Raw genomic sequence first — 25,068 nt, forward strand, 5'->3', positions numbered from 1 at the left:
ACGAGACCAGGTTCCAGGACTTTCATGCTAAGCAAGATTCGCATCGCGCTGGACGCCATGGGAGGCGATGTCGGCCCCGCCGTGGTCATTCCCGGCGCTGCCATCTCGCTTGGCAGGCACCGCGATAGCGAATTCCTGCTGGTCGGGGACAGCGCCAAGATCGAGCCCGAGCTCGAAAAGCACCCCGCGCTCAAGGCCGCCTCGAAGATCATCCATACCGACGTCGCGGTCAGCATGGAGGACAAGCCGAGCCAGGCGTTGCGGCGCGGCCGCAAAACCTCCTCGATGTGGCTCGCGATCGATGCCGTGAAAAAGGGCGAGGCGGATGTTGCGATCTCCGCCGGCAACACCGGCGCGCTGATGGCGATGGCGCGTTTCCACCTACGCATGCTGCCGGGCATCGACCGCCCGGCGATCACCGGAATATGGCCGACCAAGCGTGGCCAGTCCGTCGTGCTTGACCTCGGTGCGACCATCGGCGGCGACGCCCACCATTTGGTGTCGCTCGCGCTCATGGGCGCGGCCATGGCGAGCGTGCTGTTCGACAAGACGCGGCCCACGGTCGGGCTGCTCAACATCGGCGCCGAGGAGATCAAGGGCCACGAGGAGATCCGCGAGGCCAGCGAGATCCTGCGTGCGAGGAACCTGCCGGAGCTCGACTATATCGGCTTCGTGGAGGGCGACGGCATCGGCAAGGGGCTGGCCGACGTCATCGTGACCGAAGGTTTTAGCGGCAACATCGCGCTCAAGGCCGCCGAGGGAACCGCACGGCAGATGGCGGAATTACTCCGTAACGAGATGCAGCGGAGCTGGCTGTCCAAGCTCGGCTATCTGTTTGCGCGCAGCGCTTTTCAGGCCCTGCGCGACAAGATGGACCCAAACAAGTCGAATGGCGGCGTGTTCCTGGGTCTGAAGGGACTAGTGGTCAAGAGCCATGGCGGAATCAGCGCCGAAGGCTTTGCCTATGCGATCGATGTTGGCTATGAGATGGCTCACTACGATCTCCTGAACAAGATCAATCAGATGCTCAACCGCGAGGGTGGTGCACTCAGTTCCGTGCAGGCCGCGCAGGAGGCTGTTTCGTGACGAAAATTCGTTCGGTCGTGCTCGGCTGCGGCTCTTATCTGCCGGAGCAGGTGGTGACCAACGCCCAATTGGCGGCGCGCATCGACACCTCCGACGAGTGGATCGTACAGCGCACCGGCATCCGTGAACGGCACATCGCGGCTGAGGGCGAGTTCACCTCGCACTTGGCGCTGCGGGCGGCGCAGGCTGCGCTGAGCGATGCAGGCGTGGACGCGCAATCGATCGAGCTGATCGTGCTGGCGACCTCGACGCCGGACAATACGTTCCCCGCAACCGCGGTCGCCGTGCAGCACGGGCTCGGCATCAACCATGGCGCGGCGTTCGACCTCCAGGCGGTCTGCTCCGGCTTCGTGTTCGCGCTCGCCACCGCCGACAATTTCCTGCGCACCGGCGCCTATAAGCGCGCGCTGGTGATCGGCGCCGAGACCTTCTCGCGCATCCTCGACTGGAACGACCGCGGCACCTGCGTGCTGTTCGGCGACGGCGCCGGCGCTGTCGTGCTGGAGGCGCAGGAGCAGCCGGGCAATGCGGCGACCGACCGCGGCATCGTGACCACGCATCTGCGCTCCGACGGCCGCCACAAGGCAAAGCTGTTCGTCGACGGCGGGCCGTCCTCGACACAGACCGTCGGCCATCTGCGCATGGAGGGCCGTGAGGTCTTCAAGCATGCGGTCGGCATGATCACGGACGTGATCGTCGATGCCTTCCAGGCGACCGGGCTCAACGCCGACAGCATCGACTGGTTCGTGCCGCACCAGGCCAACAAGCGAATCATCGACGCTTCCGCCCACAAGCTGCACATCGCGCCGGAGAAGGTGGTGCTGACAGTGGACCGCCACGGCAACACCTCGGCGGCTTCGATTCCCTTGGCGCTGTCGGTGGCACGCAGGGACGGCCGCATCAAGAAGGGCGACCTGGTTCTCCTGGAGGCCATGGGCGGCGGCTTCACCTGGGGCTCCGCGCTCGTGCGCTGGTAGCAACAGTCGATAAAATTTTGCCGGAATCAGCGCGATTATCGATGCGTCTGCATTGATGAGCGCTGTTGACCGTTGTATCGTAAGCTCCTAATTTCAGACAACAATTGTTCGCCGTGATGTGGGGCAGGGCGATGACCGATCAAAGCAAAACCGTAACGCGTGTCGATCTGTGCGAAGCCGTCTACCAGAAGGTGGGCCTGTCGCGCACGGAATCGTCCGCCTTCGTGGAACTCGTGCTCAAGGAGATCACCGACTGCCTTGAGAAGGGCGAGACGGTGAAATTGTCCTCGTTCGGCTCCTTCATGGTGCGCAAGAAGGGTCAGCGTATCGGCCGTAATCCGAAGACCGGCACCGAGGTGCCGATCTCGCCGCGCCGCGTGATGGTGTTCAAGCCGTCGGCGATCCTGAAGCAGCGGATCAACGCCCAGCACCGCACCAACGGCGACGCCAGCAAGGCTCAACCCGAGGCGTAACCGCCTTTCGGAAAGGATTGGCATTTGGACAAGGCGCCGGATGCGTTCCGAACCATCAGCGAAGTAGCGCAGGAACTCGACATTCCGCAGCACGTGCTGCGGTTCTGGGAGACGCGGTTCTCCCAGATCAAGCCGATGAAGCGCAGCGGCGGCCGCCGCTACTACCGCCCCGACGACGTCGACCTGCTCAAGGGCATCCGCCGCCTGCTCTACGGGGAGGGCTACACCATCCGCGGGGTGCAGCGGATCCTGAAAGAGCACGGCGTCAAATCGGTGCAGGGCCTCGCCGACAGCGCCGCCGCGGTCTCGTTCGGGGCCATCGAGGACGCCATCGGCGCGAGCTTGATGGAGCCCGACGACGAGGCGCCGATCAAGGGCGTCACCGACAGCGACGATGACGATTACCAGGGCGACGAAGAGGAGGGCATCGACTTCCGCTTCGCCGAGATCGACGACGAGGACATCCTCACCACCTTCCGCAAGGGCGGCACTGCCGCCGCGCCGGCCGGCCCCAGCGCGCTGGACCGGGAGCGGCTAGGGCGGGCGCTCGCCGACCTCGTTGCCTGCCGTGAGATGCTGGATCAGGCGCTGAAGGACGGGTAGGGCCGCTCGGCCGGCTTTGCGGGCAGTTCCGGGAATTTGAGCCGACACCAATTTGTGCGGGCGCCTTGCACAAAGCGGCGATCCTAGCTAATGGAACGGCATTCGGAGCGTGGCGCAGCCCGGTTAGCGCACTAGTCTGGGAGACTAGGGGTCGGAGGTTCAAATCCTCTCGCTCCGACCATTTTTCTCAACTCATCTGTCGGGCGGATTGACCGTCGGCGTGGAGCCTGCTCCCGGCCGTCACGGATGCGTGGCGACAAGTAATGGGTGGCCCCTTCGGTGGTCGGGAAACAATAACGCCGAAAACAACCCCATGCACAGTAGCGATCTCATTGGAGAATAACGGTTTTCCGAAGCGGTTTGACAGCGGTGGAGAAGAGGCTGCTGAGGCACTTAAGTAGAGGATCGGGGGTGATCGCATTTGCACCATTCGGCGCTGCCGTCGGCCCGCAGAGTAAATGGTATACTGACGAGAACAATGGCGCAGTAGCGTCGGAGTTCTTTTGATTGCAGGCAATTTCGCTTCGACGCCGGTTGTATGTTCACAACACCTCTGCACGAATCTGAGCCACGCCACGATCCGTAATCCCCAAGCTGCGCGCAGCAGCCAGCGAAAGGTCGAGGACGCGACTGCGGACGAACGGACCGCGGTCATTGACTGTCACGATGACGCTTCGGCTGCCGTGAGTGACGCGCAACTTGGTGCCGAAGGGCAGGTGGCGGTGCGCCGCTGTTAGCCGATTACGATCAAACGATGAACCGCTTGCTGTCTTGCCTTTGGGATAAGAATAGTAGGAGGCTTTGCCGGAAATGACTCGATGAGAAGATTGGGCTCCTAAACTATCTTTCGAGGGCTCTTCCGGAGTCAGAGGTTGCGCTTGCTGTGGGGTCGAAGGTTGCGATTGCGTTTCATCCTTCTTTGTCTGGTCGAGCCCTTCAGGAGCTGGCTCCGCGTGAGCTTTTGGAATGATGGACCACCTATCATCGAAGCTTTGCGCGACAGCAGGAGTCGAGCAGATCGTCATCCAAGCTGGGATTGTCGCAATCGCGATCATTCTACAAAGAACTTGCATGGTCGGCCTCACGCATAAAACTGATGGACAATGCAAACTCATCGGCCTGTGTTCCTGCACCCGCATTCTCGTGCAGACAAAGGTGAATGCATACCGCTGGTTCGATGCCTAGTTCCGAGAGTACTAAGGGCAGCGCAGCAAGCACTTGTTTCGCTGCGGCGCATCACGCCGTAGATCTGCAACCCAAAGACACGAAATTGCCGCGTGCAGCAGCCGCTACTTGGCTTCTACTTCGATAGTACAGTCCTTCGATCTCCAAACTGCTCGGGCTTCGCAATTTGTGTTAGCTGCCACAACGCCCAGTCAGACAAGGTAGAGACCCAACCTTCGGGGCTTGTCGATGCTCTCGCAATGAGCGCTCGCAATATCGACTGCTAAGCGGTTGCTCGCAAATACCCCACCACCATCCGCGTCGTCTCGTCCGCCAGCGTCCTCACCATTTTCTCTGGCAGCATCTCGGCCTGGTTCAGCACTGTGTTGTGTGCGACCGCTTCGATCGCGCTGACGCAGATGAACGTCGCAAGGCCCGGAGCGATCTTGCGCATCTCCTTGCGGTGGCTTTCGAGATAGGCGCGCACGAGAACGTGGACAATCGCGGTTGAAGGCTTCGAGGTCCCTCAGCTGGCCGGTGCGTGGGATCTGCTCGGCGAGGACGCGGTGCAGGTCCGGGTCGATACGGTGGCTTCGATTGCCTCATGCATGGAACTACCATTTAGCTCCTTGCGAAATGCTCCGGCACATTTGGCGCGCGGGCCGCAGCGATGTTTCGCTGCGGCCATCCTCGTCAAGGCTCGGGTCAATCGGCGACCCTCTCAACTCTCATTGCGCACGTGACTTCTTCGTCGAAGTCGGCGGCTTTGCTGCGCCGCCGCTGCTCGGATTGTCATAGTGTGCCGAGTTACGTCCCCCTCCCGGCTTGCCATCCATTTTGCCCGCGGATACTGGCGATGTCATGAAACCCGCGGCGACTACAACACATCCGAAGGCAAGGATCGTAAACAGGGCAACAGCTCTTACTATTGACATTGATTTCTCCGATCCAAAATATCGCCACGACAAACGTGGCTTCGGCAGCCTACTCCAGGCCTATTACACTGGCGAGCGTATCTTGAGCCGGATCGATTACGTTCGTAGCCAGAGCGTGCGAGGACTCAGCCGTCGGCCTGCTGCGATTGGTTGTTGCTGACCGCAGCGGTCGCTTTTGCCAGTCACGGTCAGCATCTCGCTGACTTTCCCACGTAGCAAACTCGTTTGAATTCTTCGTAGGAGCTCGGCGCTAACAGTTCGTGCGGTGTGCGCCTCCGGGGCGTTTCCTCGACGTCGTAGTTCTACGGGCCTAGGCGTGGCCCTTGATCTCGTAGTGACCAGGCACGCATTTGTAGCGCTCGAGGCGCCAGTTGGCGCGATAGATGGGATGCTCGCCCATCCATTTCGCGAGCGGGGCCTGTGCGCCGATCGCGCATTGCATCATCGACATCTCGGGCGTCATGTTGCTGTCGGTCACGATTTCCTCGACGCAACTGCTTGAGCTGGCTGCGCTTAGCCGGCAGAGCACGGCAACGACGGTCACGAACATTCCTGTCACCTCATCGGTTATTTCTGACCACGAAGAGGATGCAAGCGGAGTGCCAGAGCCTGTGAATCGCAAGAAATACGCTGGCCTGGGCCGGACTTGCCCCAGCGTATGGAATCGATTTGACGATTCGGATTGTAAAAAAATTCCCGCTAACACGAAGCCGGACAAATACGGGGTCAGCCTCAGCGACGGGCGGATTGTGGGCTATCGCATACGGTTTTGAGCAGTCTTGCGCGTCGTCCTTGAGACGACCACTTCACGCGGTCTGCTCAGGATGAGGCTAACGGCATTGGTGCTCGCTCAAGCTGCTGCCGCGCACCGCTCCTCATCTCGACCGCGGTGACCTCGACGAGGCTGCCGATGCCTTCATGTGAATAGTCCGCGGCCCGAAATCACCGGCGTCGAATGATCGCGCCGATGCGCTTTTACCTGCCGAGCGACGCTGCTACATTTTACGCGGCGCCCCGCAGCGCGGGCAGCTCTGAAGAAACATACCGACAAGGGGAGGGACCGAAGTCCCATGAAGGATTTTGCAGGAAAGATCGCAGTCATCACCGGCGGAGGCACGGGAATGGGGCGCGAGCTCGCACGGCAGCTCGTGGCCGAGGGCTGCAACGTTGCGATGTGCGACGTCTCGGAAGCCGCGATGGCCGAGACCAAGCGGCTCTGCGAGGTCGAGAAGCTGCCGCAAGGCCTGCGCGTCACGACGCATGTCGCCGATGTCGCGATCGAGGACCATCTGAAGCGTTTTCGCGACGAGCTCGCCGAGCAGCAGAAGACGGACAGGATCCATTTGTTGTTCAACAATGCCCGCATCGGCGGCGGCGGCAGTCTGTTCACCAACACGCGCGAGCAGTGGGAGCGCACGTTCAACATCTGCTGGGGCGGCGTCTATCTCGGCGTGCGCACCTTCCTGCCGATGCTGGTCGCCGCGGACGAGGCGCACATCGTCAACACCGCGAGCGTCAACGGCTTCTGGGCCTCGATCGGCATGAACCAGGCGCACACCGCCTACAGCTCGGCGAAGTTCGCGGTGAAGGGATTTACCGAAGCGCTGATCAACGACCTCCGCCTGCACGCGCCGCACGTCAAATGCTCGGTGGTGATGCCCGGTCACATCGGCACCTCGATCGTCTCCAATTCGCGCAAGGTGCAGAGCAGTGACGGCTCGGACCGGCTCAATGCCGACGAGGTCGCGCTGACCCGCAAGCGCATGATCGCGGCCGGCGTGCCAGATGCCGACAAAATGACTGAGGAGGACATCCAGGCGGCGTTTGCCGAGCGCGCCCGCAGCTTCCTGGAGGATGCGCCGACGACGGCGGCCGAGGCCGCGAAGACCATTCTCGACGGGGTCAAGGCGGAGCGATGGCGCATTCTCGTCGGCGAGGACGCCAAGCGCCTGGACGAGCGCGTGCGCGCCGCGCCGGAGCAGGCCTACGACCGCGCCTTCTTCGAAAGTTTTACGCAGGAGGTCGGCTGGCGGCTCGGTTGAGACCGCCTGTGAGCGGGGTGCCAATGTGGGTATGATGATCGTCATGGCAAGAGGTGCTCAGGCAATTTTGTGTGCCACCTCTTGCCAATGTGACGTCCGCATCATGACCGATCGGTATGTCACGCATGCGACACGACAATGTTCAAGCGATGGTGATCTCGAACGGCTTTCATTTTGGTCGCGGCTGCTTGGTTGGGGACCTGAAATAGTTTAGTCAACCAGGCGTAACGCGACGATAGAGCGTAGCTCCCGATGATGCCCGCATGCCTCTCCGACGACTGGACCCTCTGCCCGGAGCGAGAGGACATCTCCGCTGAATTCACGCGGCTGCTCACCGCCGCCCAGGAGGGCGGCGCCACCATCGCCGAATGCCTGATGATCGCGCGGCAGCTGAAGCGGGGCGACGGCCGCTCCTGGCACCGCGAGTGGAAGAAGCTGGCGCAAGCCAATCGGCAGCGCGCCGAGGCTGCCTCCGCAGAAGGCCACATGGCGAGCGCACGGCGCAACTGGCTGCGCGCCATGAACTACTATGGCGCGGCGGCGATGCCGCTCGAGCAGGACGACGAGCGCCGCTGGGTCGCTGTGCTCGCAATGCAGGAATGCGCACGCAGCTACCTTTCGGCGCGCAGCCCGGTCGGCGAAGTCGTGACCGTGCCTTGGCTCGACGGACATGCGCTGCAGGGCTACTTCCTCCCTGCGCCGACGGGAAGCGGGCGGGCTCCGACCGTGATCTGCATCGGCGAACCCGGCCACCGCAAGGAGGAATTTCTCTTCAAGCTCGTGCCACATGCGTGCGAGCGTGGATTCTCGGTGCTGGCGCTGGACCTGTTCGGCGATCAGCGCGACGATTATATCGATGTGCTGTTGCGGCGCCGGGATCTCGAGAGCGCGATACCGTGCGTCATGGACTATCTGGAGACGCGCAGTGACGTCGATTTCGCGCGCGTTGCAATCGTCGCGGATGGCTGGGGCTCTTCGTTCGTGGCGCGCGCGGTGTTGCAGGAGCCGCGGCTTGCCGCCGCCGTCTGCGACGGCGGCCTGTGGGACCTGCACGAGCGGGCCTTCTTCGCCAGCCGATTCGCACTGAGCGACGTCAGCATCGTGCCGGTGCCGCATGCGCCGCTGATGGCTTCCAGCATCGACTGCCCTGTGTTGATCACGCTCGGCGAGGATGGCTGGCTCAAGGCCGACCGGGCGCGTCAGATCGTCCAGAGCTCCCGTATTGGCAGCTCGTCGGATGTCATGTTGAAGGTGTTCACTGCGGCCGAGACTGGCGCGGCGCAGGCCCATGCGGACAATCCGAGCCTTGCCAACGAATACATCTTCGACTGGCTCGAATCGCGGCTCGGCGCAACCGGCCAGATATGATCTAAAGCGCGCGTCAGAAATCGAGTGTGAGGCGGACGCAGGCCTTCTCGAGGCGGGACTTCAGCATTGCGAGCTTGGCGGTGAATTCGGTGAGCTCTTGCTCGTCGAACTCCTGGAAGACGAATTCCTTGATGGTCTTGTACTGCTCGTTGAGGCTCGCCAGGTGCTTCTGTGTCTTCTCGGTCAGGGACAGCCGGACCACCCTGGCGTCGGTCGGCGAGGGCCGACGGCGCAACAGGCCCTTTTTCTCGAGCAGCTTGGACTGGGTGGTGACGAACGACGGATCGACGTGGAGAAGCTTGGAGACGACGTTGACCGGAATGCCGTCGTCCTTATCGAGGTCGGAGATGGCCATCAGGATCAGCCATTGCGGGCCGCTGATGCCGAGCGTCCTCGCCCAGAACTGACGCAGCTCCTCCAGATACATGTTGATCGAAGAGATCTCCCAGGTGAAGCGCCTGATGATATCCAGATTGCCGACGGAGCGCAGGCGTGAACCCTCTTTCCTCGTTGCGGACACAGCGTCACTCCCGGTGAACTGATTCTTCAGGCCAGTGTTCGTAGCAGGCCATAGTCCACGCAAGCCTGTCCTGACGCAAGTGCAGAGCAGGGTAATTTTGTCACTAAAACTACAAAGATGATCAGCTCAGTTGATTGCTCCTTGAGCCGTCGGTGTTGCGCGCCGGGCACAGGTTCAGCAAAACCAAAAAGCTGATCTAATAAACTATTTTGATTACCGAACGACGCAGGCATATTGATCCATGACGGTGGGGGGTTCTCGATCGTCCCGTTGCAGGTGGTTCGCTCACGTCCCTCGCTCGAAGCGGGTGTGTCCGAAAGCGCAAAGCGGCCGAGCGGATTTGAGAGACGGAGATCTGGGGGGCCATACGGTCTGGTCTCCGTAAAATGAGCAACTTGGAGGTTTTAAATGAAACTGGTGAAGAGCCTTTTGCTCGGCACTGCGGCGGGTCTGATCGCCGTCGGTGGAGCCCAGGCGGCCGATCTTCCGGTCAAGGCCAAGGCGGTCGAATACGTCAAGATCTGCACGCTCTATGGTGCGGGTTTCTACTACATCCCAGGGACCGACACCTGCATCAAGCTGGGCGGTTATCTGCGTGCTGAAGTCGCCCTCAACGCGGGCGGCAATTACAGCGCCCAGTACAACGGCGTCTTCGCGGCGAACAACCGCTTGACGAACTACTACTCGATGCGCGCTCGTGAAGATCTCAACATCGACACGCGCACCGCGACCGAGTACGGCGTGGTCCGCACCTATTTCGACGCGGTCTTCACCTGGACGACCGGCAATTATGTCGGCACCGGTTCGGGCACGGGCGCCACCCAGTACAGCGGCACCCTCGGCCTCAACGCTGCGGGCACGGGCCTCGTCGGCTCCTCCAGCGGCAACGTCAACGGCACCGACGGCGGCATCTCGGGCGGCGCGCTCGGCGTCTACTATGCCTTCATCCAGTTCGCCGGCTTCACGATGGGTAAGGCGGTATCGCAGTTCGACGCGCCCTGGGTCAACTATCCCGGCAACAACTTCGACCAGTTGGTCGGCGGCAGCGGCTCGACCAACGGCGTCGCCCAGTTCACCTACACGGCCGATTTCGGCCAGGGCGTGACGGCGACGATCTCGGCGCAGGACCAGACTCAGTTCTTCACGACCAACCTCTGGAACACGGCGGGCATGAGCACCACCGGCGTCCTCGGCGGCGCCTACGGCTCGAACGACATCGGCGGCACCCGATCTCCCGACCTCGTCGGTATGGTCCGCGTCGACCAGGCCTGGGGTATGTTCCAGGCGTCGGTCGCCGCACACGACAACCACGTCGGCTATTACGGCGCCACTGAAGTCACCGGTCATCCGGAAGACAAGTGGGGCTGGGCCGTCCAGCTCGCTCTGTCGATCAAGAACATTCCGACCGGCGCCGGCGACGTGATCAATCTGTCCGGCGTCTACACCGAGGGCGCGAGCCGCTACAACTTCCAGTCGCTGGCAGCGACCAGCTACTCGATGTTCGGCAGCTCGAACGCCGCTTATCAGAGCATCGGCTTCGCCGGCGTGTCTGACGCGGTGTTCGGCCCGGGCGGCAACCTCGAGCTGACCAAGACCTACGGCTTCCGGGGTGCCTACACCCACAACTGGAGCCCGTACTGGAACACGGCACTCTATGGTGCGTGGGCTGCGGTCAACTACAACGGCACCGCCAAGGGCCTGATCTGCGGCAGCGCGGCGTTCGCCACCCTGACCGGTACCTGCAACCCGGACTTCAACATTGGCCAGGTCGGCGTCATCACGCGCTGGACGCCGGTGAAGAACCTGACGTTCTCGGCTGACTTCACCTACAGCCATCTCGACCAGAAGTACTCGGGCGCGATCACGACCGGAGCACTGACGACTGTCGCCAAGCCGGCGGCCACCTACGAGCTGAAGGACCAGGACACCTACAGCCTGCTGCTGCGCGCACAGCGCAACTGGTAAGCTCGGTCTTCGAAGATGAAGCAGCCCCGGCGGGAAACCGCCGGGGCTTTTTTACAAGGAGGCGGTTCGGAATCGGCAGCCTCCCACGCAGTCGATGAAGACGTGCTATGCGATTCAATCGCCTCAGATTTATTTACTTACCTGAGTTACTAAGCTATATAGCTCTCAGCCGATTACGAAAGTTGCGGCTCTTGGCTTCACGCTAAGCCTCCAGAAACCTCCGGTGATGCCCCACCGGAGGTTTTTCGTTGTGGGAGTGCCTGTTTCAGCCGCGGATAGCGCGGGTGCGTGAGTTCGGCCGGTAGGCGAGGCGGCTGTGGCCGCCGCAGTAGGATTGGCCCTCCGGCGCAGCATTGCCGCAGAAGCAGAAATCGTCTTCGCCCGGCGTCGAGATCGGCCAGCGGCAGCGATTCTCAGACAGCTCCAGCAGCGAGCAGCGGTTGCCGTCGTCGATCGGCTCTGCAACCACGGGCATGCCGGTCTCGCCGTAGATCGTGGCGAGCATCTCGTATTGCAGCCGCGGGACGGCCCTCGACGCGCGCGCCGGCGCAAAGCCCCTGTCGTGAACCTTGCGGTCATCGACCGTCCGGCCCCGCGTCAGATTCAATCGGGACAGCTTGCCGATCACGGCGTTGCGGCTGACGCCGATGTCGGCGGCGATCTCTCGGCAGGAGAGGCCGGCGTCGAAGTGCCGCTTCAAGAGTTCAATGCGTTCGTCGGTCCAAGTCGGTGAAGCGGTCTGAGAAGGAGTCGGGGAAAGAGCAGGCATGTGTAACGGTCCCAGGTTGCAGATGTCGGCCATCCGCCTCTCGAGATCGGTCCGCCTCACGTCAGGCGCGCGCTCACGTCCTGCCATTGTCGCGGATCGACAAAAGCCCGTCCTTGATGGCGAGACGGATGCCTTCCTCGATCAATGTCCGCGCAACGCCGGGAACGCTCGTGCCGTGGGTGCCCTGTCTCACCAGTTTCTCCAGATAGGTGATGGTCGAGAGCGCCAAGGTTACGGGAATGCGGTCAGTCTCGGCTTTTTCGGTGGCCATGGCCCGAACGCTAGCCTCTTACTCGGGTACATAAAAGTAACGATTAAGACTCTATTTAGGTTCGGGGGTGCAAGTCAAATCCGGGCCAGACCGGTATGTCAGCCCGTTGGAATCGCTGGAGAAGTTCGGGCATGGCGCGGCACGTCGCCCGAAAGCCGGGCGGCGGCGTGGCGTCACCACATCAGGAGAGGCGCGCCGGCTCAGCCGTGCACGATCGCCTTTTCGATCATGCAATGGATACCCTTGGCGCCGTTAACGGTCTGCGTCACCCGCAGATCGGCGGCCAGGCTGCACAGCGTGTAGGCGTCCTCACGCGACAAGTTTCGCGTCTCGCCGAGCAGCGCGATCATGTCGCGCAGCGCGCGCACCACGCACTGGTCGAGGTCGGGGTCCATCGCCATGGTCATGTAGTGCGTCGCCGTCTCGGCGCGGGGATAGTCGAACTTGAGATCCTTGCGCAATGTCAGGCGGAAGCGGCCCCGGAGTGCAGTCTCGATCGCGGTGACGCAGACCTCGCCGTCGCCTTGCACGCCGTGCCCGTCGCCGCAGGAGAACAGCGCGCCCGGCACGAACACCGGCAAATAAAGTGTTGCGCCCGCGCCGAGCTCCTTGTTGTCGAGATTGCCGCCCATCGCGCGGGGGACCAGCGAGGAGATGCGGCCCCAGGCCGGCGGCGGCGACACGCCCATCACGCCGAAGAACGGTTTGAGCGGCAGGTCCAGACCCCATGGCATGCGGCCGGTCATCCGCGTTCGGTCGAGCGGGATGTTCAGGATACGCGTCGCGTGGAAATCGTCGGGCAGGGTGCCGGACAGCGGCTTGATCATGTTCCAGCCCCAATCCTGCCGGAGCTCGACGTCGAGGATCTCGACCGCGAGCACATCGCCGGGCTCGGCGCCTTCGACCGCGATCGGACCGGTGAGGATGTGGCCGGGCAGCATGCGCTCGTTCCTGGCGTGAACCTCCAACATCTCCGGCGGAATGTGAAACTGATTGCGGTCGGGCAGCATGTCCGGACCGCCGCTGATGGTGTCGATCGTCACCTCGTCGCCGCTGGCGATGGTGAGGACAGGCCTGAGCGCGGCTTCGAAGAAGCCCCAATGGCAGGTTTCGGGGCTGGAATGCAGGTGATGATGGGTCATTTGCCGGGTCCGGTTGGTTTCATCGGCCGCGGGCTTGACCCGGCGATCGATCCTCTTTCAAGAAGATTTCTGAAGAAGGCCGGGCCGGTCAAGCCCGCGCATGACGGGCACGATCATTCCAGCGAGGCTCTCCTGTTTTTCGCTCTTTCCAAGACCCTTGGTGTCGCGCTGCTGCCGATCAATCTCCTGGTCGAGCTTGGGATCGTGTCTGTCGTGCTGATGGCGACGCGCTTTGCCGCGTTCGGCCGCAAGCTTGCCGCAGTCACGCTGGTTCTGCTGGCGCTCGCAGCGTTCTCGCCGCTCGGCAATCTCTTGCTCTATCCGCTGGAGTCGCGCTTTGCGCCCTGGGATCCGTCGCGCGGTGCGCCCGACGGCATCATCGTGCTCGGCGGCTCCGTCGACACCGATCTGTCGGCGGCTCATCGCACGCCGGTGGTCGCGCACGCGGCCGATCGTCTGTTTGCGCCGGCCGAGCTCGCGCGCCGCTATCCCAATGCGCGTATCGTCTTCACCGGAGGCACGTCGAACCTGGTCTCGACCGTCGCGAGGGAAGCTGATTACTCCGCGCCAGTCCTGGAGAATGTCGGCATAGCGAAGCAACGCCTGATCCTCGAGCGGGACTCCCGCAACACCTGGGAGAATGCCATCTTCACGAAGCAATTGGTGTCGCCGAAGCCGGGCGAGCGCTGGCTTCTGGTGACGTCGGCCTTTCACATGCCGCGCTCGATGGGGATCTTTCGCAAGGCCGGATTTGACGTCGAAGCCTACCCGGTGGACTGGCGAATGGGCGGGCGTGACGATCTCTTTTCCTTCACCAATATGGGTGCGGACGGGCTTGGCCGAACCGACGTCGCCGTGCGCGAGTGGATCGGCCTCGTGGCCTACCGCCTGATGGGCAGGACCGGCGAGTTGCTTCCGGGGCCCACCAAGGACTAGAACGAGAGCCGCAAACAACAACAGGCGGCGCGCGATCGCCGGACCGGAGGACGCCATGCAACAGCAGAGCGCGGATAGGATCGACCTTGCTGCACTCGTCGCCGATCTCAACAGCCTGCTCCGGCTGAAGACGACGGTGATCGGCATGAAACTGTTCGCGCGCGCCGCGGACATGGAGGCGATCCCAAAAATCCGGCGGCCGAACGCGATCCACACCACCGACCAGATCGTCAGCATGGCCGCGCGTCTGGGATGGACCGTCGGCATCACCGCCGACGATCTCGTGGGTGCGCAATGCCGCGCCGTGATCGGTCTTGCGCCGCAGGATGATAAATGGCTCGCGGGCGACAGTTACGTCGGGGTGTGGCACGGCACGGCGGAAGATGCACGCAAGCGCCAGGAAGCGCTCGATGTGGTGCCGTTCGGGCAATATCAGGCGCTCGCCGTCAGCCCGCTCGCGAGCGGCAGGCTCGATCCGCCCGACATTTGCCTCGTTTACGCGACGCCCGGGCAGATGATCATCCTGATCAACGGGCTGCAATATACCGGCTACAGGAAGTTCGAATGGGGCGTGGTCGGGGAGACCGCCTGCGCGGATTCCTGGGGGCGGGCGCTCAAGACCGGCGAGCCCAGCCTGTCCTTGCCATGCTATGCCGAACGGCGCTATGGCGGCGTGCCGGACGAGGAGATGCTGATGGCCTTGAAGCCCTCGCACCTCGCCAAGGCAATCGAGGGCATGAAGGCGCTGGCTAAGAATGGCCTGCGCTATCCGATTCCGCCCTATGGCATTCAAAGCGACGTCCGTGCCGGCATGGGCGTGAGCTACGCGAAAAAGTAAAGGCCGATTATGAGCTCTGCGAAATTCGACATCGTCGTCTACGGCGCGACCGGTTTCACCGGCCAACTCGTCGCCGAATATCTGTCGGCGCATTACAAGGACGGCAAGGCGCTGACATGGGCGCTGGCCGGCCGCAGCCTCGACAAGCTGAGATCGGTGCGCGAAGCGATCGGCGCACACGCCGAGACGCCATTGATCGTGGCCGACGCGTCGGATGCGGCTTCGCTGAAGGCGATGGTGGCGCAGACCAGATCGGTGATCACGACGGTCGGACCGTATCAGTTCTACGGCGAGGAACTGCTCGCGGCCTGCGTCGCTGCGGGCGTGGATTATTTCGATCTCTGCGGCGAGCCGGTCTGGATGCGGAAGATGATCGACAAATACGAGGCCGCGGCCAAGGCAAGCGGCGCGCGCATCGTGTTTTCCTGCGGCTATGATTCCGTGCCGTTCGAGCTTGGCACTTTCTTCGTGCAGGAAGAGGCCAAGCGCGTGTTCGGCGCGCCGGCGCCGCGCGTCAAGGGCCGCGTGCGCGACATGCGTGGTACGCTGTCAGGCGGCACCGCGGCGAGTGCAAAAGCGACCTTCGATGCGGTTGCCAAGGACCTCAGCCTTGTCGCGATCCTGAACGATCCGTTTGCGTTGACGCCCGGCTTCACCGGCCCGAAGCAGCCGAAGGGCAACAAGCCCTTCGTCGAGGAGGACCTGCAATCCTGGGCGGCCCCGTTCGCGATGGCGCTGATCAACACGCGCAACGTTCACCGCTCCAACATGCTGATGGGCTTTCCCTACGGCAAGGATTTCGTCTACGACGAGATGGTGCTGACCGGTCCGGGCGAGATGGGCGAGGCCAACGCGAAGCGCGTGATGGCGGCAAACGCCGGCAAGACCGGCCCCGGCGCACCGAAGCCGGGCGAGGGACCTTCGAAGGAAGAGCGCGAGAACGGCCTCTTCGATCTGCTGTATGTTGCGATCGCGCCCGACGGCCGCCAGGTGCGCGCCGGCGTCACCGGTGACCGCGATCCCGGCTACGGCTCGACCTCGAGGATGATCTCCGAATGCGCGATCTGCCTGCTGCGCGATGCGGCTGACGTTCCGGCCGGCTTCTGGACACCGGGTGCAGCGATGCAGCACAAGCTGATCAAGCGGCTGCGTGACAATGCGGGGCTGACGTTCGAGGTGGAGACGTAGCTCCTCGCCTCTCGTCGCAAGCTGCGGGGCAATCGCATATGGCGCTTTGCGCGCCCTGAGCGCGCGCCTCGTCCTTCGAGACGCCCGCTTCGCGGTCTCCTCAGGATGAGGCTAAGCAGCATCGGTGCTCGTTGAAATGAGTGCCGCGTACCCGGTCGTCATCCTGAGGGCCCGCCAAATCACACCGCCCGCGCGTCGTAGGCGTACATGAAATCCATGCCCTTGGCGCCGAGTGGCAGGAGCCACTTCAGCATCTGATTGCGAACCCACGCACCGGTGGCGCTAAACTCGCGCTTGCTGTTGCCATTGCGGCGCGCCATGGCGACGATCTTTTCGGTGCGCGGGCGGCGCGCGGCCTCGAAGGTCTGGAACGTGGCGCTGAGCTCCTGCCCCTCCTGCATCAGCCGCGCGAGCCGCATCGCATCCTCCAGCGCCAGCGAAGCGCCTTGGCCGGCATGGGGGCTGGTCGCATGCGCCGCATCGCCGATTAGCAGCGAGCGCTTGCGCGACCAGGTCGGCAAGGTCGCGACGTCGAGCGTGTCGGTGACGACGATGTTCTCGGCCGCTTCGATGATGTCGGAAATCGGATCGTGCCAGCCGCGATGAAAGCCGCGCAGATGCTGCTTCATCGTCGCGTGGTCGAGCGCGCGAAACATCACCGCGTCCATGCCGTGCGCCGGCTGCGTGCTCCACCACATCACGCCGTCGTCCGGTTCGGGGCTGCAATAGCCGTAGCCGAAGAAGCCACTCTGTCCGAACGTCGTCTCGACGTGGCGGCCGATCGGCCTGCCGTCGAGCACCGCGTGCGGCACGAAGCCGCCGAAGCCGATCAGTCCGGTGTTGAACGGCTGCGGCCCATCCGGCACCACCTGGCGGCGCGCCACCGAGTGAACGCCGTCGGCGCCTATCAGGAAGTCGCCCTCGGCCGTGGTGCCGTCGGCGAAGTAGGCGATGATCGGCTGGTCGCCGCGGTCCTCGATCTTGATCAGGCGCTTCTCGAAGTAGAGTGAGACGCAGGCACACCAGGCCTTGTCGATCAGGATTTCGTTCAGCGTGGCGCGGGAGATGTTGACGGCCGGCTGGCCGAAGCGCCGCTCCATGTCGCGGTTGATCGAGCCGAGCCGCTCGCCGTCCTGCGAATAGAAGTCGAAGGCCTCCGCGACCGAGCCGCGGCTGATCAACTCTTTCGCAAGGCCGATCTCGTCCATGACATGCATGCCGTTCGGTGCGATCTGAAGGCCGCCGCCAATGCCCTTCGAATAGGGCCAGGCCTCATAGATCGCCGACTCGATGCCGGCCCGGCGAAGCAGGATCGCAGCGACGGGCCCGGCGATGCCGGCGCCGATGATCAGGGCCTTGCGGGGACGATAGGACATGGCTTGCTCCCGACGTTTCCGCGGTGCTAGGAGAAATTACGGCTAGCTAAATCTCTTAGTAGCTAAGATGTATACCGACTAAGTGATGAGGCGGATCTTGTCAAGGACGAAGGCGCGCGATGCGCTGTTGCAGGAGCTCGAGGAGGCGATGCGCAGGTCGTCCGCGCAGGGCGTGCTCTACGGCCAGACCGTTGCGAACGTTGCCGGAATTGCCAATTCCGACCTTGAATGCATGGACATCCTGTATCTCGAAGGCCGTGTCACTGCGGGCCGGCTGGCCGAGGTCACGGGGCTCACGACCGGCGCCATCACCGGCGTGGTCGACCGGCTCGAAAAGGCTGGCTTGGTGCGCCGTGAACGCGACGAGACCGATCGCCGGAAGGTTTTCATCGCGGTCGTGCCGGACGCGGCGATGAAGATCGGTCAGTTCTACGTACCGATGCAGCAGGCGATGGAGAAGGTGTTCGGCGGCTATTCAGACGAGGAACTGCGTCTGCTGCTGCGCTTCGCCAATGAGGGCTACAAGGCCGTGCTCGCAGCCACGGAGGCGCTCAAGGGCCTGCTCGAGACCCCGCCGGAGAAGCGTCCCGCTCTCAAGCTGAAGAAGCTTCGTCGTCAGCCTTGATTTTGTAGACCTGTGCGGCCGCGATCATGCCCCACATCGCGCCCAGCATCATCCAGAAGTGCCGCCAGTGGTCGGTGTCGATCACAAAATTTTCGCCGATAGTGCCGATGAAGGCAGAGAACACCGCGAGATAGGCGCGCTGCCAGGGCACGCGGACGAAGATGTGGCGGAAGCCCATGATGACGGTGGTGAAGACCAGCGCGGGATAGCACACGCCGGAGAGCCAGCCGCCGGACATGAAGGCGTTGAGATAGGAGTTGTGGGTGTCCTCGGGGAAGAAGCGGTGGAATTGCAGGGGGCCGATGCCGAACGGCAGGTCGAGCGCCATCTCGGCGCCGAGAATGTGGCGGCCGAACCGGCCGAAGCGGCCCTCGTCATAGCTCTGGTCGAAGCTCGCGCGCTGCTTGAACATCTCGGCAATCGAGTCGAATGACAGCAGCACCGCGATCAAGGCCAGTCCCAGCACCGCGGCGACGATCGCCATGACGATGATGCGGGAGCGCTGCGCGTTGGTGCGGCTGGTCAACACCATCAGCGCCAGCATGAAGGCGGAGGTCAACACCAAGCCGCCCCAGGCGGCGCGGGAGAAGGCGAGCAGGATCGCCAGCGACATGAGGCCGAAGCCGATGACATTGCGGAACGCCTTGCCGAGCTTGTCCGAAACCACGCTCTGGAGCGAGAACAGCGCCGGCAGGATGAGGAAGGCGCCGAGCACGTTCGGATCCTTGAACGTGCCGCGCGCGCGTCCGTAGAGCGTGAGGAGATCGTCTCCGCCGGGGATCAGGTGGAAGTAACCGGCGACCGCCAATAACGAGGCCACCATGGCGCCGACCACGAGCCCGCGGCGAAGCATGTCGAGCCGGGCCGCCGTATCCTCCGAGGTGACCATCGCGAAGAACACCACGGTCACCGCCATATACCAGGAGGTCGCGATCCAGCTCGCCACCTCGGACTGATCGAGCAGCGGGATCGCGCTGATGGTGTAGCCGACATTGAGCAGGACCAATATCAGCACCAGCGGCATCAGCGCGAGCTTCAGCCGCAGACCGGTGGCAAAGAAGGTGACAGTCGCGAGCAGCGTCGCGATCTCGTAGGGACTCGGCTCGATGAACACGATCGCGCCCGACGCGCCGACCAGCCATACCAGCGCGCGCTGGAGGGCCAGCACGCCGGGTGCAGCCCGTACGGCTACGTTCACTTCACCGGCTGTCGCCGCATACGCCATCGCACGCTCATACGCTTACGCTACTGGTACGCCACAATACCGCTGTCATCGCCCGGCTTGACCGGGCGATCCAGTACTCCGCGGCGCCTATTGCGGACAACGGTTGGCGCTGCGGAGTACTGGATGCCCCGCCTTCGCGGGGCATGACAGATAAACTCAATTCAATACGCGTTCTCGTTCTTGGTTAGCAGCGAGATCGGCGTCTTCAGGAGAATGTAGAGATCGAACAGCACCGACCAGTTCTCGATGTAATAGAGGTCGAACTCGACGCGTTTCTGGATCTTCTCTTCATTGTCGATTTCGCCGCGCCAGCCGTTGATCTGCGCCCAGCCGGTGATGCCGGGCTTGACGCGGTGGCGCGCGAAGTAGCCGTCGACGGCTTCGTCGAACAGGCGGCTCTGGAGCTTGCCCTGCACCGCATGCGGACGCGGGCCGACCAGCGAGAGGTTGCCCGAGAAGACGACGTTGAAGAGCTGCGGCAACTCGTCGAGGCTGCTCTTGCGGATGAAGCGGCCGACGCGGGTGACACGTGGATCGTTCTTGGTCACGACCTTCGAGGCGGTCGGATCGGCCTGATGGTGGTACATCGAGCGGAATTTGTAGACGTCGATCCGCTCGTTGTTGAAGCCGAAGCGTTTCTGGCGGAACAGCACCGGGCCGGGGCTGTCGAGCTTCACGGCCAACGCCACCAGTCCCATAACCGGCAGCGCGGCGAGCAGCGCGAGACTGCCGACGATGCGGTCGAACAGCCATTTCATCACCAGATCCCAGTCGGTGATCGGCGCCTCGAACACGTCCAGCGTCGGCACTTCGCCGAGATAGGAATAGGAGCGGGGCCGGAAGCGCAGCTTGTTGGTGTGCGCGGAGAGGCGAATGTCGACCGGCAGCACCCAGAGCTTCTTCAGCATCTCCAGGATGCGGGTCTCCGCCGAGATCGGCAGCGCGAACAGCACGAGGTCGACACGAGTGCGGCGAGCGAATTCGACGATATCGTCGACCTTGCCGAGCTTGCGCGCGCCGGCGCAGGTGTCGAGCGCGCGGCTGTCGTTGCGATCGTCGAACACGCCGAGAACGTGGATGTCGGAATCCTCCTGCGCCTTCAGCGCCTGGACCAGTTGCTCACCGTTGCTGTCGGAGCCGACGATGATGGTGCGGCGGTCGAGCCGGCCCTCGCGCGCCCAGCCGCGCACCAGCGAGCGCAGGACGAGACGCTCGGCCATCAGCGCGGCGAGCCCGAGGAAGTAGAAGGCGGCAAGCCACAGCCGCGACACTTCGCTGCCGAATTTGGCGAAGAACGAGATGCCGATGAAGAGCAGGAAGACGAACGACCAGGACGAGATCATCCGCGTCATCTGCCGAAGCTGCCCGCGGAACAACTGCACCTGGTAGATGTCGGCGGCCTGGAAACAGACCACAGCGGCGACCGCCACCGCGATAATCTCCGCAGGATAGACCCAGTTGAACCCACCGGCGAGCGGCATGACATAGCCGGCGTAGAGCGCAATGCCGACGAGGCTGAGCAACGCGAAATCAGCCAGGCGGACGAAGCCGGCGATCACGATGGGCGAATAGGCGCGGGCGACCTTCTGATTGACGACCTCGAGCGCTGCGGGCGAGAGCCGGCGGCGGCGCTCCACAAAGGGTTGGTCAGCAGGCTTCGCCGCGGCGCTGGTCGCGGCATCGAGCATCGAGCGTGCGTTGAGCGGTTCCACGAGCGTCCACGTCCATTCCAAAGCCCGCGGCACGGTTTTGCGCGCCCGGGCATCCCCCGCACTTCGATTATCGAACAAATCGGAAGATTTTCTAAAGCGGGCTTAAGAATGGTTAATGATTGGCAAATGCGTCGCGATAAGCGGCGAGCACGCCGTCGACCATCGCCTGCTGCGAAAAATGCGCCGAGATGCGCGCGCGCAGGGCGGTTGCGCGCTGGGCCGTCCCTTGCGGATCGTCGAGCGAGGCCGCGATCGCCTCGGCCATGGCCTCGGAATTGCTCGGCGCGAACAGGGCGGGGCTCTCCGGCCCGAAGATCTCGGGAATGCCGCCGATGCGGGCCGCGATCATGGGAATGCCGGCAGCACCAGCCTCGATCACGACATAGGGCATGGAATCGCCACGCGAGGGGACGACCAGCAGCCGGCCCTTGGAGAAGCCGTACCGCGCCTTGACGTGCCCGATGAAACGGATCGCGCTGGAGAGGCCGAGCCTCTCGACCTGAGCCTTCAGCGCCGCGGTTTCCTCGCCGTCGCCGCCGAGCGTCAGCGTGACCTTCTTGCCGTTCTCGTGCAGGCGCGCGACGGCATCGACCAGCAGATCCGCGCCCTTGATGTGCCTGAACTCGCCGACATAGGCGAGGTCGGTGGCATCCTCGGCAGTCGCGACGGGCTCGAACTCCTCCGCCGTGACGCCGTTGAAGACGCAATGCACCACGCCCTTGGGCGTGCCGACGATGCGTTGATAGGTGTCGCGGGCAAATGCGCTCTCGAACAGGAACAGGTCGGTCGCGTCCATCAGCGTGCGCTCGAGCCGCGCGTAGAACTCGCCCTTGAATGTGTTGAGGGGATAATGCAGCGAGCCGCCATGCGGGGTGTAGATGCGGATGGTGTCGTCGGAGCGCCGCCGCATTCGGATGAAGGCGCCGGCCTTGGCGCCATGGCCGTGCATGACGTCGGGCCTGAGCGTCGCGATCAGGCGTCGCATGCGAAGCCACACCAGGACGTCGTCAGGTGACGGTTCGCGGCGGATCGCGAGCCGGTGCACGCCGAGCTTCAGTCGCGGCGCGAGTCCGGCAAGCGCCTTGTCGGCACGCTCGCCGCCGGTGAGGCTGTCGGCGAGGATGCCGACATGATGGCCGCGGTCGACCTGGCCATTGGCGACGTCGAGGATGTGGCGGAAGATGCCGCCAACTGGTGCGCGCACGGCGTGCAGGATGCGAAGCGGCCGGTCGGGAGAAGGGGGCATGATCAAAACCAGCGCTCGACGGCAACTGCCGAACAATTTCGCGAAATAATCGAGACGGATTAAGGGCCCTCGTGGTTAACAAACGGTGACGGGCGCGCATGCGTCAGTCGCTGGACGCAGCGATTAACCCAGCGGCAACCTTAATGGAGTGTAGTCGCCCTGGTGGGGTAGCTTGTGGCGTTGCCCCTGCGGGAGTGTTCGATGCGTTTAGCGTTCTGGCGTGCCGGCAAGGACAAGGCGGTGATCGAGCGGGCTGTCTCAAAGTCCAAACCCGAAGCCGCGCCCAAGGTCCAAGCGAAGCCTGCGCCGGTCGTCGCGAAGCAGGCGCAAGTCGAATCCGGCGACATCGACCTGCACGGGCTCGGCGCGGCATTGGCGCGCAAGCGCGGCTGGATCATCGTGCCGACTGTGCTGGTGCTCGTTGCATCGGTTGTTGCCATCAATCTCGTCACACCGCGCTACAAGTCTGAATCGCGGATCCTGATCGATGGCCGCGAGAACGTGTTCCTGCGCCCGAATAGCGATCGCACCGAAGAGCGGCAGGCGCTCGACGCCGAGGCCGTCACCAGCCAGGTGCAGCTCGTGCTGTCGCGCGATCTCGCGCGCGAGATCATCAAGAAGAACAAGCTCGCGGAGCGGCCCGAATTCGATCCGGTGCTGCAAGGCATCTCGCCGCTGAAGTCGCTGGCAGCGCTGGTCGGCATCGCCCGCGATCCGTTCTCGATGACACCGGAAGAGCGCGTGCTGGATGCCTATTACGAGCGCCTCCAGGCTTACGCCGTCGACAAGTCGCGCGTGATCGTGGTCGAATTCCAGTCCGCCGATCCCGAGCTCGCCGCGCGCGTCGCCAACTCTATCGCCGACGTTTATCTCGTGCTCCAGCAGGGTGTACGCCAGGAGCAGGCCAAGAACGCCAGCCAGTGGCTGGCGGGCGAGATCGAGAATTTGCGCAAGAAGGTGTCCGAGGCGGAGGGGCGGGTCGAGGACTTCCGCTCCAAGTCGAGCCTGTTCGTCGGCACCAACAACACCACGCTGTCGAACCAGCAGATGGGCGAGATCAATACCCAGCTCAACAACGCGCGCTCGATCAAGGCCGACGCAGAATCCAAAGCGCGGCTGATCCGCGAAATGCTCCAGAGCGGAAAGCCGATCGAGGCATCGGAGGTGGTGAACTCCGAATTGATGCGGCGGCTCTCGGAGCAGCGGGTGACGCTGCGTGCGCAGCTCGCCGAGCAGTCATCCACGCTGCTCGGCAATCATCCCCGGATCAAGGAGTTGAAGGCGCAGCTTGGCGACCTCGACAATCAGATCCGCGACGAAGCGGCGAAGATTTCGCGTTCGCTCGAAAGCGACGCTCGAATCGCCAGCGGCCGGGTCGACGGTCTGGCGGCGAGCCTCGAGCAGCTCAAGAAGCAGGCGGCATCCACCAACGGCCAGGACGTGCAGCTCCGCGCGCTCGAGCGCGAGGCCAAGGCGCAGCGCGACCTGCTGGAAACCTATCTCGCCAAATATCGCGAGGCCAACACCCGCGAGACCATCGATACCGCCCCGACGGACGGCCGCATCATTTCGCGCGCCATCGTCTCGAATACCCCGGCCTACCCTAAGAAGCTGCCGATCGTGCTGATCGCGACGATTGCGACGCTGCTGCTGTCGTCCGGCGTCGTCGTCACCGGCGAGCTGCTGCGCCAGACTGCGCCGCGGGCTGTGGCTGCGGTCCTACCGTCACGGGCGACGGTGCGCCAAGAACCGGCAGCGGAGCCGGTGGTCGAGCCGAGGGTCGATCCCGTCGTCGGCGAGCCCGGGCCGCTTCAGCCGGCGATGGCCGCTGAGGCCGAGATGACCGAATTCGCCGAGATCGAGCAATTGGCCGAGAGCCTGCGCGCCGCGGGCGCGGCGGCGAAGAAGATTACGGTGCTCGGCACCGCGGCCGGCGACTCGATTACGCTCTCAGCGCTGACGCTCGCCCGGCATCTCGCGCGTGACGCACGCGTCGTCGTGGTCGATCTCGCCGCGTCCTCGCCGACCATTGCCGCGGTGGCCGTCGATGCCTCCGCGCCCGGCCTTGCCGAGCTGATGCAGGGCGAAGCGTCTTTCGCGCAGGTTATCACCCGGGACAAGCTGTCGCGGCTGCATCTGGTCATGGCCGGCCGCCCCGGCTTCGATCGCAGCCTGCTGCAATCACCGCGGGTGACGCTCGCGATCGATGCGCTGCTCCGGGCCTACGACCACGTGCTGCTGGATGCCGGCGGTGCCTCCGACCTGCCGGCCGAGTTGCTGACGGCCGATGCCCGCGCCGTCGTGGTACCGGATGCATCGATGGCACAGGATGCGCGCACGCTGATGTGCGAGCAGCTGAGGGCCGTCGGCTTTAGCGACGTGACGATGCTGAGCAGGCCGGTGCAGCCGTCCAATGCGATGGACGCGCCGCGCGTGGTGGCGGCGTAGGCGAGGGCGCTGCCCCCGGTAATCTACCGATCAGTGCTGCTCTTACCTCCCCCTCCAGGGCAGGGCTATCGCATGTGGCCGAGGAGCTCAAAAAGAAAGGCATCGTTCCACCCGGCGCGCTTGAGCTTGAGGCGCAAGGAGATGGTGGTGTCAGGGTGA

Annotated in this window: 23 protein-coding genes and 1 tRNA gene; 13 read left to right on the top strand and 11 right to left on the bottom strand. The window is 63.6% G+C overall.

Annotation, left to right across the window (positions count from 1 at the left end; all coding sequences use genetic code 11):
• Positions 1-24: 24 nt before the first annotated feature.
• The 5 genes from plsX to IVA96_RS28855 all read left to right on the top strand — a co-directional run bounded on the left by plsX (position 25) and on the right by IVA96_RS28855 (position 3,320).
• Complete coding sequence (gene plsX, locus IVA96_RS28835; RefSeq protein WP_247277076.1) at positions 25-1,086, top strand: phosphate acyltransferase PlsX; 1,062 nt, start codon at positions 25-27, stop codon at positions 1,084-1,086.
• Positions 1,083-2,063, top strand: coding sequence for a beta-ketoacyl-ACP synthase III (locus IVA96_RS28840; protein WP_247277077.1), 981 nt, complete (start codon positions 1,083-1,085; stop codon positions 2,061-2,063). Before plsX ends, IVA96_RS28840 begins: the two co-directional genes overlap by 4 nt.
• Before the next feature lie 131 nt (positions 2,064-2,194).
• Positions 2,195-2,536, top strand: a complete 342-nt coding sequence (locus IVA96_RS28845) for an integration host factor subunit alpha (protein WP_018456841.1) — start codon at positions 2,195-2,197, stop codon at positions 2,534-2,536.
• A gap of 24 nt (positions 2,537-2,560) precedes the next feature.
• A complete protein-coding gene (locus IVA96_RS28850; protein ID WP_247277078.1) occupies positions 2,561-3,139 on the top strand; it encodes a MerR family transcriptional regulator in 579 nt (192 codons plus the stop codon).
• A 103-nt stretch (positions 3,140-3,242) separates the two neighbouring features.
• A tRNA-Pro gene (locus tag IVA96_RS28855) sits at positions 3,243-3,320 on the top strand.
• A 361-nt stretch (positions 3,321-3,681) separates the two neighbouring features.
• Here the strand turns inward: IVA96_RS28855 and IVA96_RS28860 are convergent.
• The 3 genes from IVA96_RS28860 to IVA96_RS28870 all read right to left on the bottom strand — a co-directional run bounded on the left by IVA96_RS28860 (position 3,682) and on the right by IVA96_RS28870 (position 5,788).
• Positions 3,682-4,194: a septal ring lytic transglycosylase RlpA family protein gene (locus IVA96_RS28860; RefSeq protein ID WP_247277079.1), complete on the bottom strand. Its 513-nt coding sequence runs from the start codon at positions 4,192-4,194 to the stop codon at positions 3,682-3,684.
• Between the two features lie 392 nt (positions 4,195-4,586).
• A complete protein-coding gene (locus IVA96_RS28865; RefSeq protein ID WP_247277080.1) occupies positions 4,587-4,790 on the bottom strand; it encodes a hypothetical protein in 204 nt (67 codons plus the stop codon).
• 758 nt (positions 4,791-5,548) lie between these two features.
• Positions 5,549-5,788, bottom strand: coding sequence for a hypothetical protein (locus IVA96_RS28870; protein ID WP_247277081.1), 240 nt, complete (start codon positions 5,786-5,788; stop codon positions 5,549-5,551).
• Positions 5,789-6,308: 520 nt separating this feature from the next.
• Between IVA96_RS28870 and IVA96_RS28875 the strand changes: the two genes are divergently transcribed.
• Positions 6,309-7,280, top strand: a complete 972-nt coding sequence (locus tag IVA96_RS28875; RefSeq protein WP_247420693.1) for an SDR family NAD(P)-dependent oxidoreductase — start codon at positions 6,309-6,311, stop codon at positions 7,278-7,280.
• Positions 7,281-7,532: 252 nt separating this feature from the next.
• Positions 7,533-8,648, top strand: coding sequence for an alpha/beta hydrolase (locus tag IVA96_RS28880; RefSeq protein ID WP_247277083.1), 1,116 nt, complete (start codon positions 7,533-7,535; stop codon positions 8,646-8,648).
• Between the two features lie 13 nt (positions 8,649-8,661).
• On the opposite strand, the gene IVA96_RS28885 is transcribed toward IVA96_RS28880, so the two are convergent.
• Positions 8,662-9,168 carry a MarR family transcriptional regulator gene (locus IVA96_RS28885; RefSeq protein WP_247277084.1) on the bottom strand — a complete coding sequence of 169 codons (507 nt, stop codon included), beginning with the start codon at positions 9,166-9,168 and terminating at the stop codon, positions 8,662-8,664.
• Between the two features lie 408 nt (positions 9,169-9,576).
• Here IVA96_RS28885 and IVA96_RS28890 point away from each other — a divergent pair, with 408 nt between their 5' ends.
• Positions 9,577-11,133 carry a porin gene (locus IVA96_RS28890; RefSeq protein ID WP_247277085.1) on the top strand — a complete coding sequence of 519 codons (1,557 nt, stop codon included), beginning with the start codon at positions 9,577-9,579 and terminating at the stop codon, positions 11,131-11,133.
• 265 nt (positions 11,134-11,398) lie between these two features.
• Here the strand turns inward: IVA96_RS28890 and IVA96_RS28895 are convergent, their stop codons facing one another.
• From IVA96_RS28895 to IVA96_RS28905, 3 genes are all read right to left on the bottom strand, one after another.
• Positions 11,399-11,902: a GcrA family cell cycle regulator gene (locus tag IVA96_RS28895; protein ID WP_247277086.1), complete on the bottom strand. Its 504-nt coding sequence runs from the start codon at positions 11,900-11,902 to the stop codon at positions 11,399-11,401.
• A 73-nt stretch (positions 11,903-11,975) separates the two neighbouring features.
• Positions 11,976-12,173, bottom strand: a complete 198-nt coding sequence (locus tag IVA96_RS28900) for a hypothetical protein (protein WP_007603456.1) — start codon at positions 12,171-12,173, stop codon at positions 11,976-11,978.
• A gap of 200 nt (positions 12,174-12,373) precedes the next feature.
• The gene (locus IVA96_RS28905) at positions 12,374-13,315 is read right to left on the bottom strand and encodes an acetamidase/formamidase family protein (protein WP_247277087.1); all 942 of its coding nucleotides are present in this window, start codon (positions 13,313-13,315) and stop codon (positions 12,374-12,376) included.
• Between the two features lie 168 nt (positions 13,316-13,483).
• On the opposite strand from IVA96_RS28905, the gene IVA96_RS28910 reads away from it, so the two are divergent.
• From IVA96_RS28910 to IVA96_RS28920, 3 genes are read left to right on the top strand one after another with little or no spacing between them, the layout of a single operon-like run.
• The gene (locus tag IVA96_RS28910) at positions 13,484-14,251 is read left to right on the top strand and encodes a YdcF family protein (protein WP_247277187.1); all 768 of its coding nucleotides are present in this window, start codon (positions 13,484-13,486) and stop codon (positions 14,249-14,251) included.
• A gap of 55 nt (positions 14,252-14,306) precedes the next feature.
• Entirely contained in the window at positions 14,307-15,089 is a 783-nt protein-coding gene (locus IVA96_RS28915) for a DUF169 domain-containing protein (protein WP_247277088.1), read from the top strand.
• Between the two features lie 9 nt (positions 15,090-15,098).
• On the top strand, positions 15,099-16,277 hold the full coding sequence (locus IVA96_RS28920) for a saccharopine dehydrogenase NADP-binding domain-containing protein (protein WP_247277089.1): 1,179 nt from the start codon (positions 15,099-15,101) through the stop codon (positions 16,275-16,277).
• Positions 16,278-16,456: 179 nt separating this feature from the next.
• Here the strand turns inward: IVA96_RS28920 and IVA96_RS28925 are convergent, their stop codons facing one another.
• Complete coding sequence (locus IVA96_RS28925; RefSeq protein WP_247277090.1) at positions 16,457-17,653, bottom strand: FAD-dependent monooxygenase; 1,197 nt, start codon at positions 17,651-17,653, stop codon at positions 16,457-16,459.
• A gap of 148 nt (positions 17,654-17,801) precedes the next feature.
• Between IVA96_RS28925 and IVA96_RS28930 the strand changes: the two genes are divergently transcribed.
• On the top strand, positions 17,802-18,278 hold the full coding sequence (locus IVA96_RS28930; RefSeq protein ID WP_247277188.1) for a MarR family transcriptional regulator: 477 nt from the start codon (positions 17,802-17,804) through the stop codon (positions 18,276-18,278).
• Here the strand turns inward: IVA96_RS28930 and IVA96_RS28935 are convergent.
• The 3 genes from IVA96_RS28935 to IVA96_RS28945 form a co-directional block, all read right to left on the bottom strand.
• Positions 18,247-19,503 carry an O-antigen ligase family protein gene (locus IVA96_RS28935; RefSeq protein WP_247277091.1) on the bottom strand — a complete coding sequence of 419 codons (1,257 nt, stop codon included), beginning with the start codon at positions 19,501-19,503 and terminating at the stop codon, positions 18,247-18,249. The two genes, IVA96_RS28930 and IVA96_RS28935, sit on opposite strands and share 32 nt — an antisense overlap.
• 161 nt (positions 19,504-19,664) lie before the next feature.
• Positions 19,665-21,215, bottom strand: a complete 1,551-nt coding sequence (locus IVA96_RS28940) for an undecaprenyl-phosphate glucose phosphotransferase (protein ID WP_247420701.1) — start codon at positions 21,213-21,215, stop codon at positions 19,665-19,667.
• 112 nt (positions 21,216-21,327) lie between these two features.
• Complete coding sequence (locus IVA96_RS28945) at positions 21,328-22,461, bottom strand: glycosyltransferase family 4 protein (protein WP_247277093.1); 1,134 nt, start codon at positions 22,459-22,461, stop codon at positions 21,328-21,330.
• 201 nt (positions 22,462-22,662) lie between these two features.
• On the opposite strand from IVA96_RS28945, the gene IVA96_RS28950 reads away from it, so the two are divergent.
• The gene (locus tag IVA96_RS28950) at positions 22,663-24,909 is read left to right on the top strand and encodes an exopolysaccharide transport family protein (protein ID WP_247420705.1); all 2,247 of its coding nucleotides are present in this window, start codon (positions 22,663-22,665) and stop codon (positions 24,907-24,909) included.
• Positions 24,910-25,068: the final 159 nt, after the last annotated feature.

The sequence above is a fragment of the Bradyrhizobium sp. 159 genome, assembly GCF_023073795.1.
Lineage (GTDB): Bacteria > Pseudomonadota > Alphaproteobacteria > Rhizobiales > Xanthobacteraceae > Bradyrhizobium.

Bases quoted from the DNA above. Each gene is read 5' to 3' on its own strand.
- IVA96_RS28905 (WP_247277087.1), bottom strand. From the start codon at position 13,315: ATGACCCATCATCACCTGCATTCCAGCCCCGAAACCTGCCATTGGGGC.
- IVA96_RS28870 (WP_247277081.1), bottom strand. From the start codon at position 5,788: ATGTTCGTGACCGTCGTTGCCGTGCTCTGCCGGCTAAGCGCAGCCAGC.
- IVA96_RS28925 (WP_247277090.1), bottom strand. From the start codon at position 17,653: ATGTCCTATCGTCCCCGCAAGGCCCTGATCATCGGCGCCGGCATCGCC.
- IVA96_RS28945 (WP_247277093.1), bottom strand. From the start codon at position 22,461: ATGCCCCCTTCTCCCGACCGGCCGCTTCGCATCCTGCACGCCGTGCGC.
- IVA96_RS28935 (WP_247277091.1), bottom strand. From the start codon at position 19,503: ATGGCGTATGCGGCGACAGCCGGTGAAGTGAACGTAGCCGTACGGGCT.
- IVA96_RS28900 (WP_007603456.1), bottom strand. From the start codon at position 12,173: ATGGCCACCGAAAAAGCCGAGACTGACCGCATTCCCGTAACCTTGGCG.
- IVA96_RS28930 (WP_247277188.1), top strand. From the start codon at position 17,802: ATGCGCAGGTCGTCCGCGCAGGGCGTGCTCTACGGCCAGACCGTTGCG.
- IVA96_RS28880 (WP_247277083.1), top strand. From the start codon at position 7,533: ATGATGCCCGCATGCCTCTCCGACGACTGGACCCTCTGCCCGGAGCGA.
- IVA96_RS28915 (WP_247277088.1), top strand. From the start codon at position 14,307: ATGCAACAGCAGAGCGCGGATAGGATCGACCTTGCTGCACTCGTCGCC.
- IVA96_RS28860 (WP_247277079.1), bottom strand. From the start codon at position 4,194: ATGATCGCGATTGCGACAATCCCAGCTTGGATGACGATCTGCTCGACT.
- IVA96_RS28845 (WP_018456841.1), top strand. From the start codon at position 2,195: ATGACCGATCAAAGCAAAACCGTAACGCGTGTCGATCTGTGCGAAGCC.
- IVA96_RS28875 (WP_247420693.1), top strand. From the start codon at position 6,309: ATGAAGGATTTTGCAGGAAAGATCGCAGTCATCACCGGCGGAGGCACG.
- IVA96_RS28950 (WP_247420705.1), top strand. From the start codon at position 22,663: ATGCGTTTAGCGTTCTGGCGTGCCGGCAAGGACAAGGCGGTGATCGAG.
- IVA96_RS28920 (WP_247277089.1), top strand. From the start codon at position 15,099: ATGAGCTCTGCGAAATTCGACATCGTCGTCTACGGCGCGACCGGTTTC.
- IVA96_RS28890 (WP_247277085.1), top strand. From the start codon at position 9,577: ATGAAACTGGTGAAGAGCCTTTTGCTCGGCACTGCGGCGGGTCTGATC.
- plsX (WP_247277076.1), top strand. From the start codon at position 25: ATGCTAAGCAAGATTCGCATCGCGCTGGACGCCATGGGAGGCGATGTC.
- IVA96_RS28895 (WP_247277086.1), bottom strand. From the start codon at position 11,902: ATGCCTGCTCTTTCCCCGACTCCTTCTCAGACCGCTTCACCGACTTGG.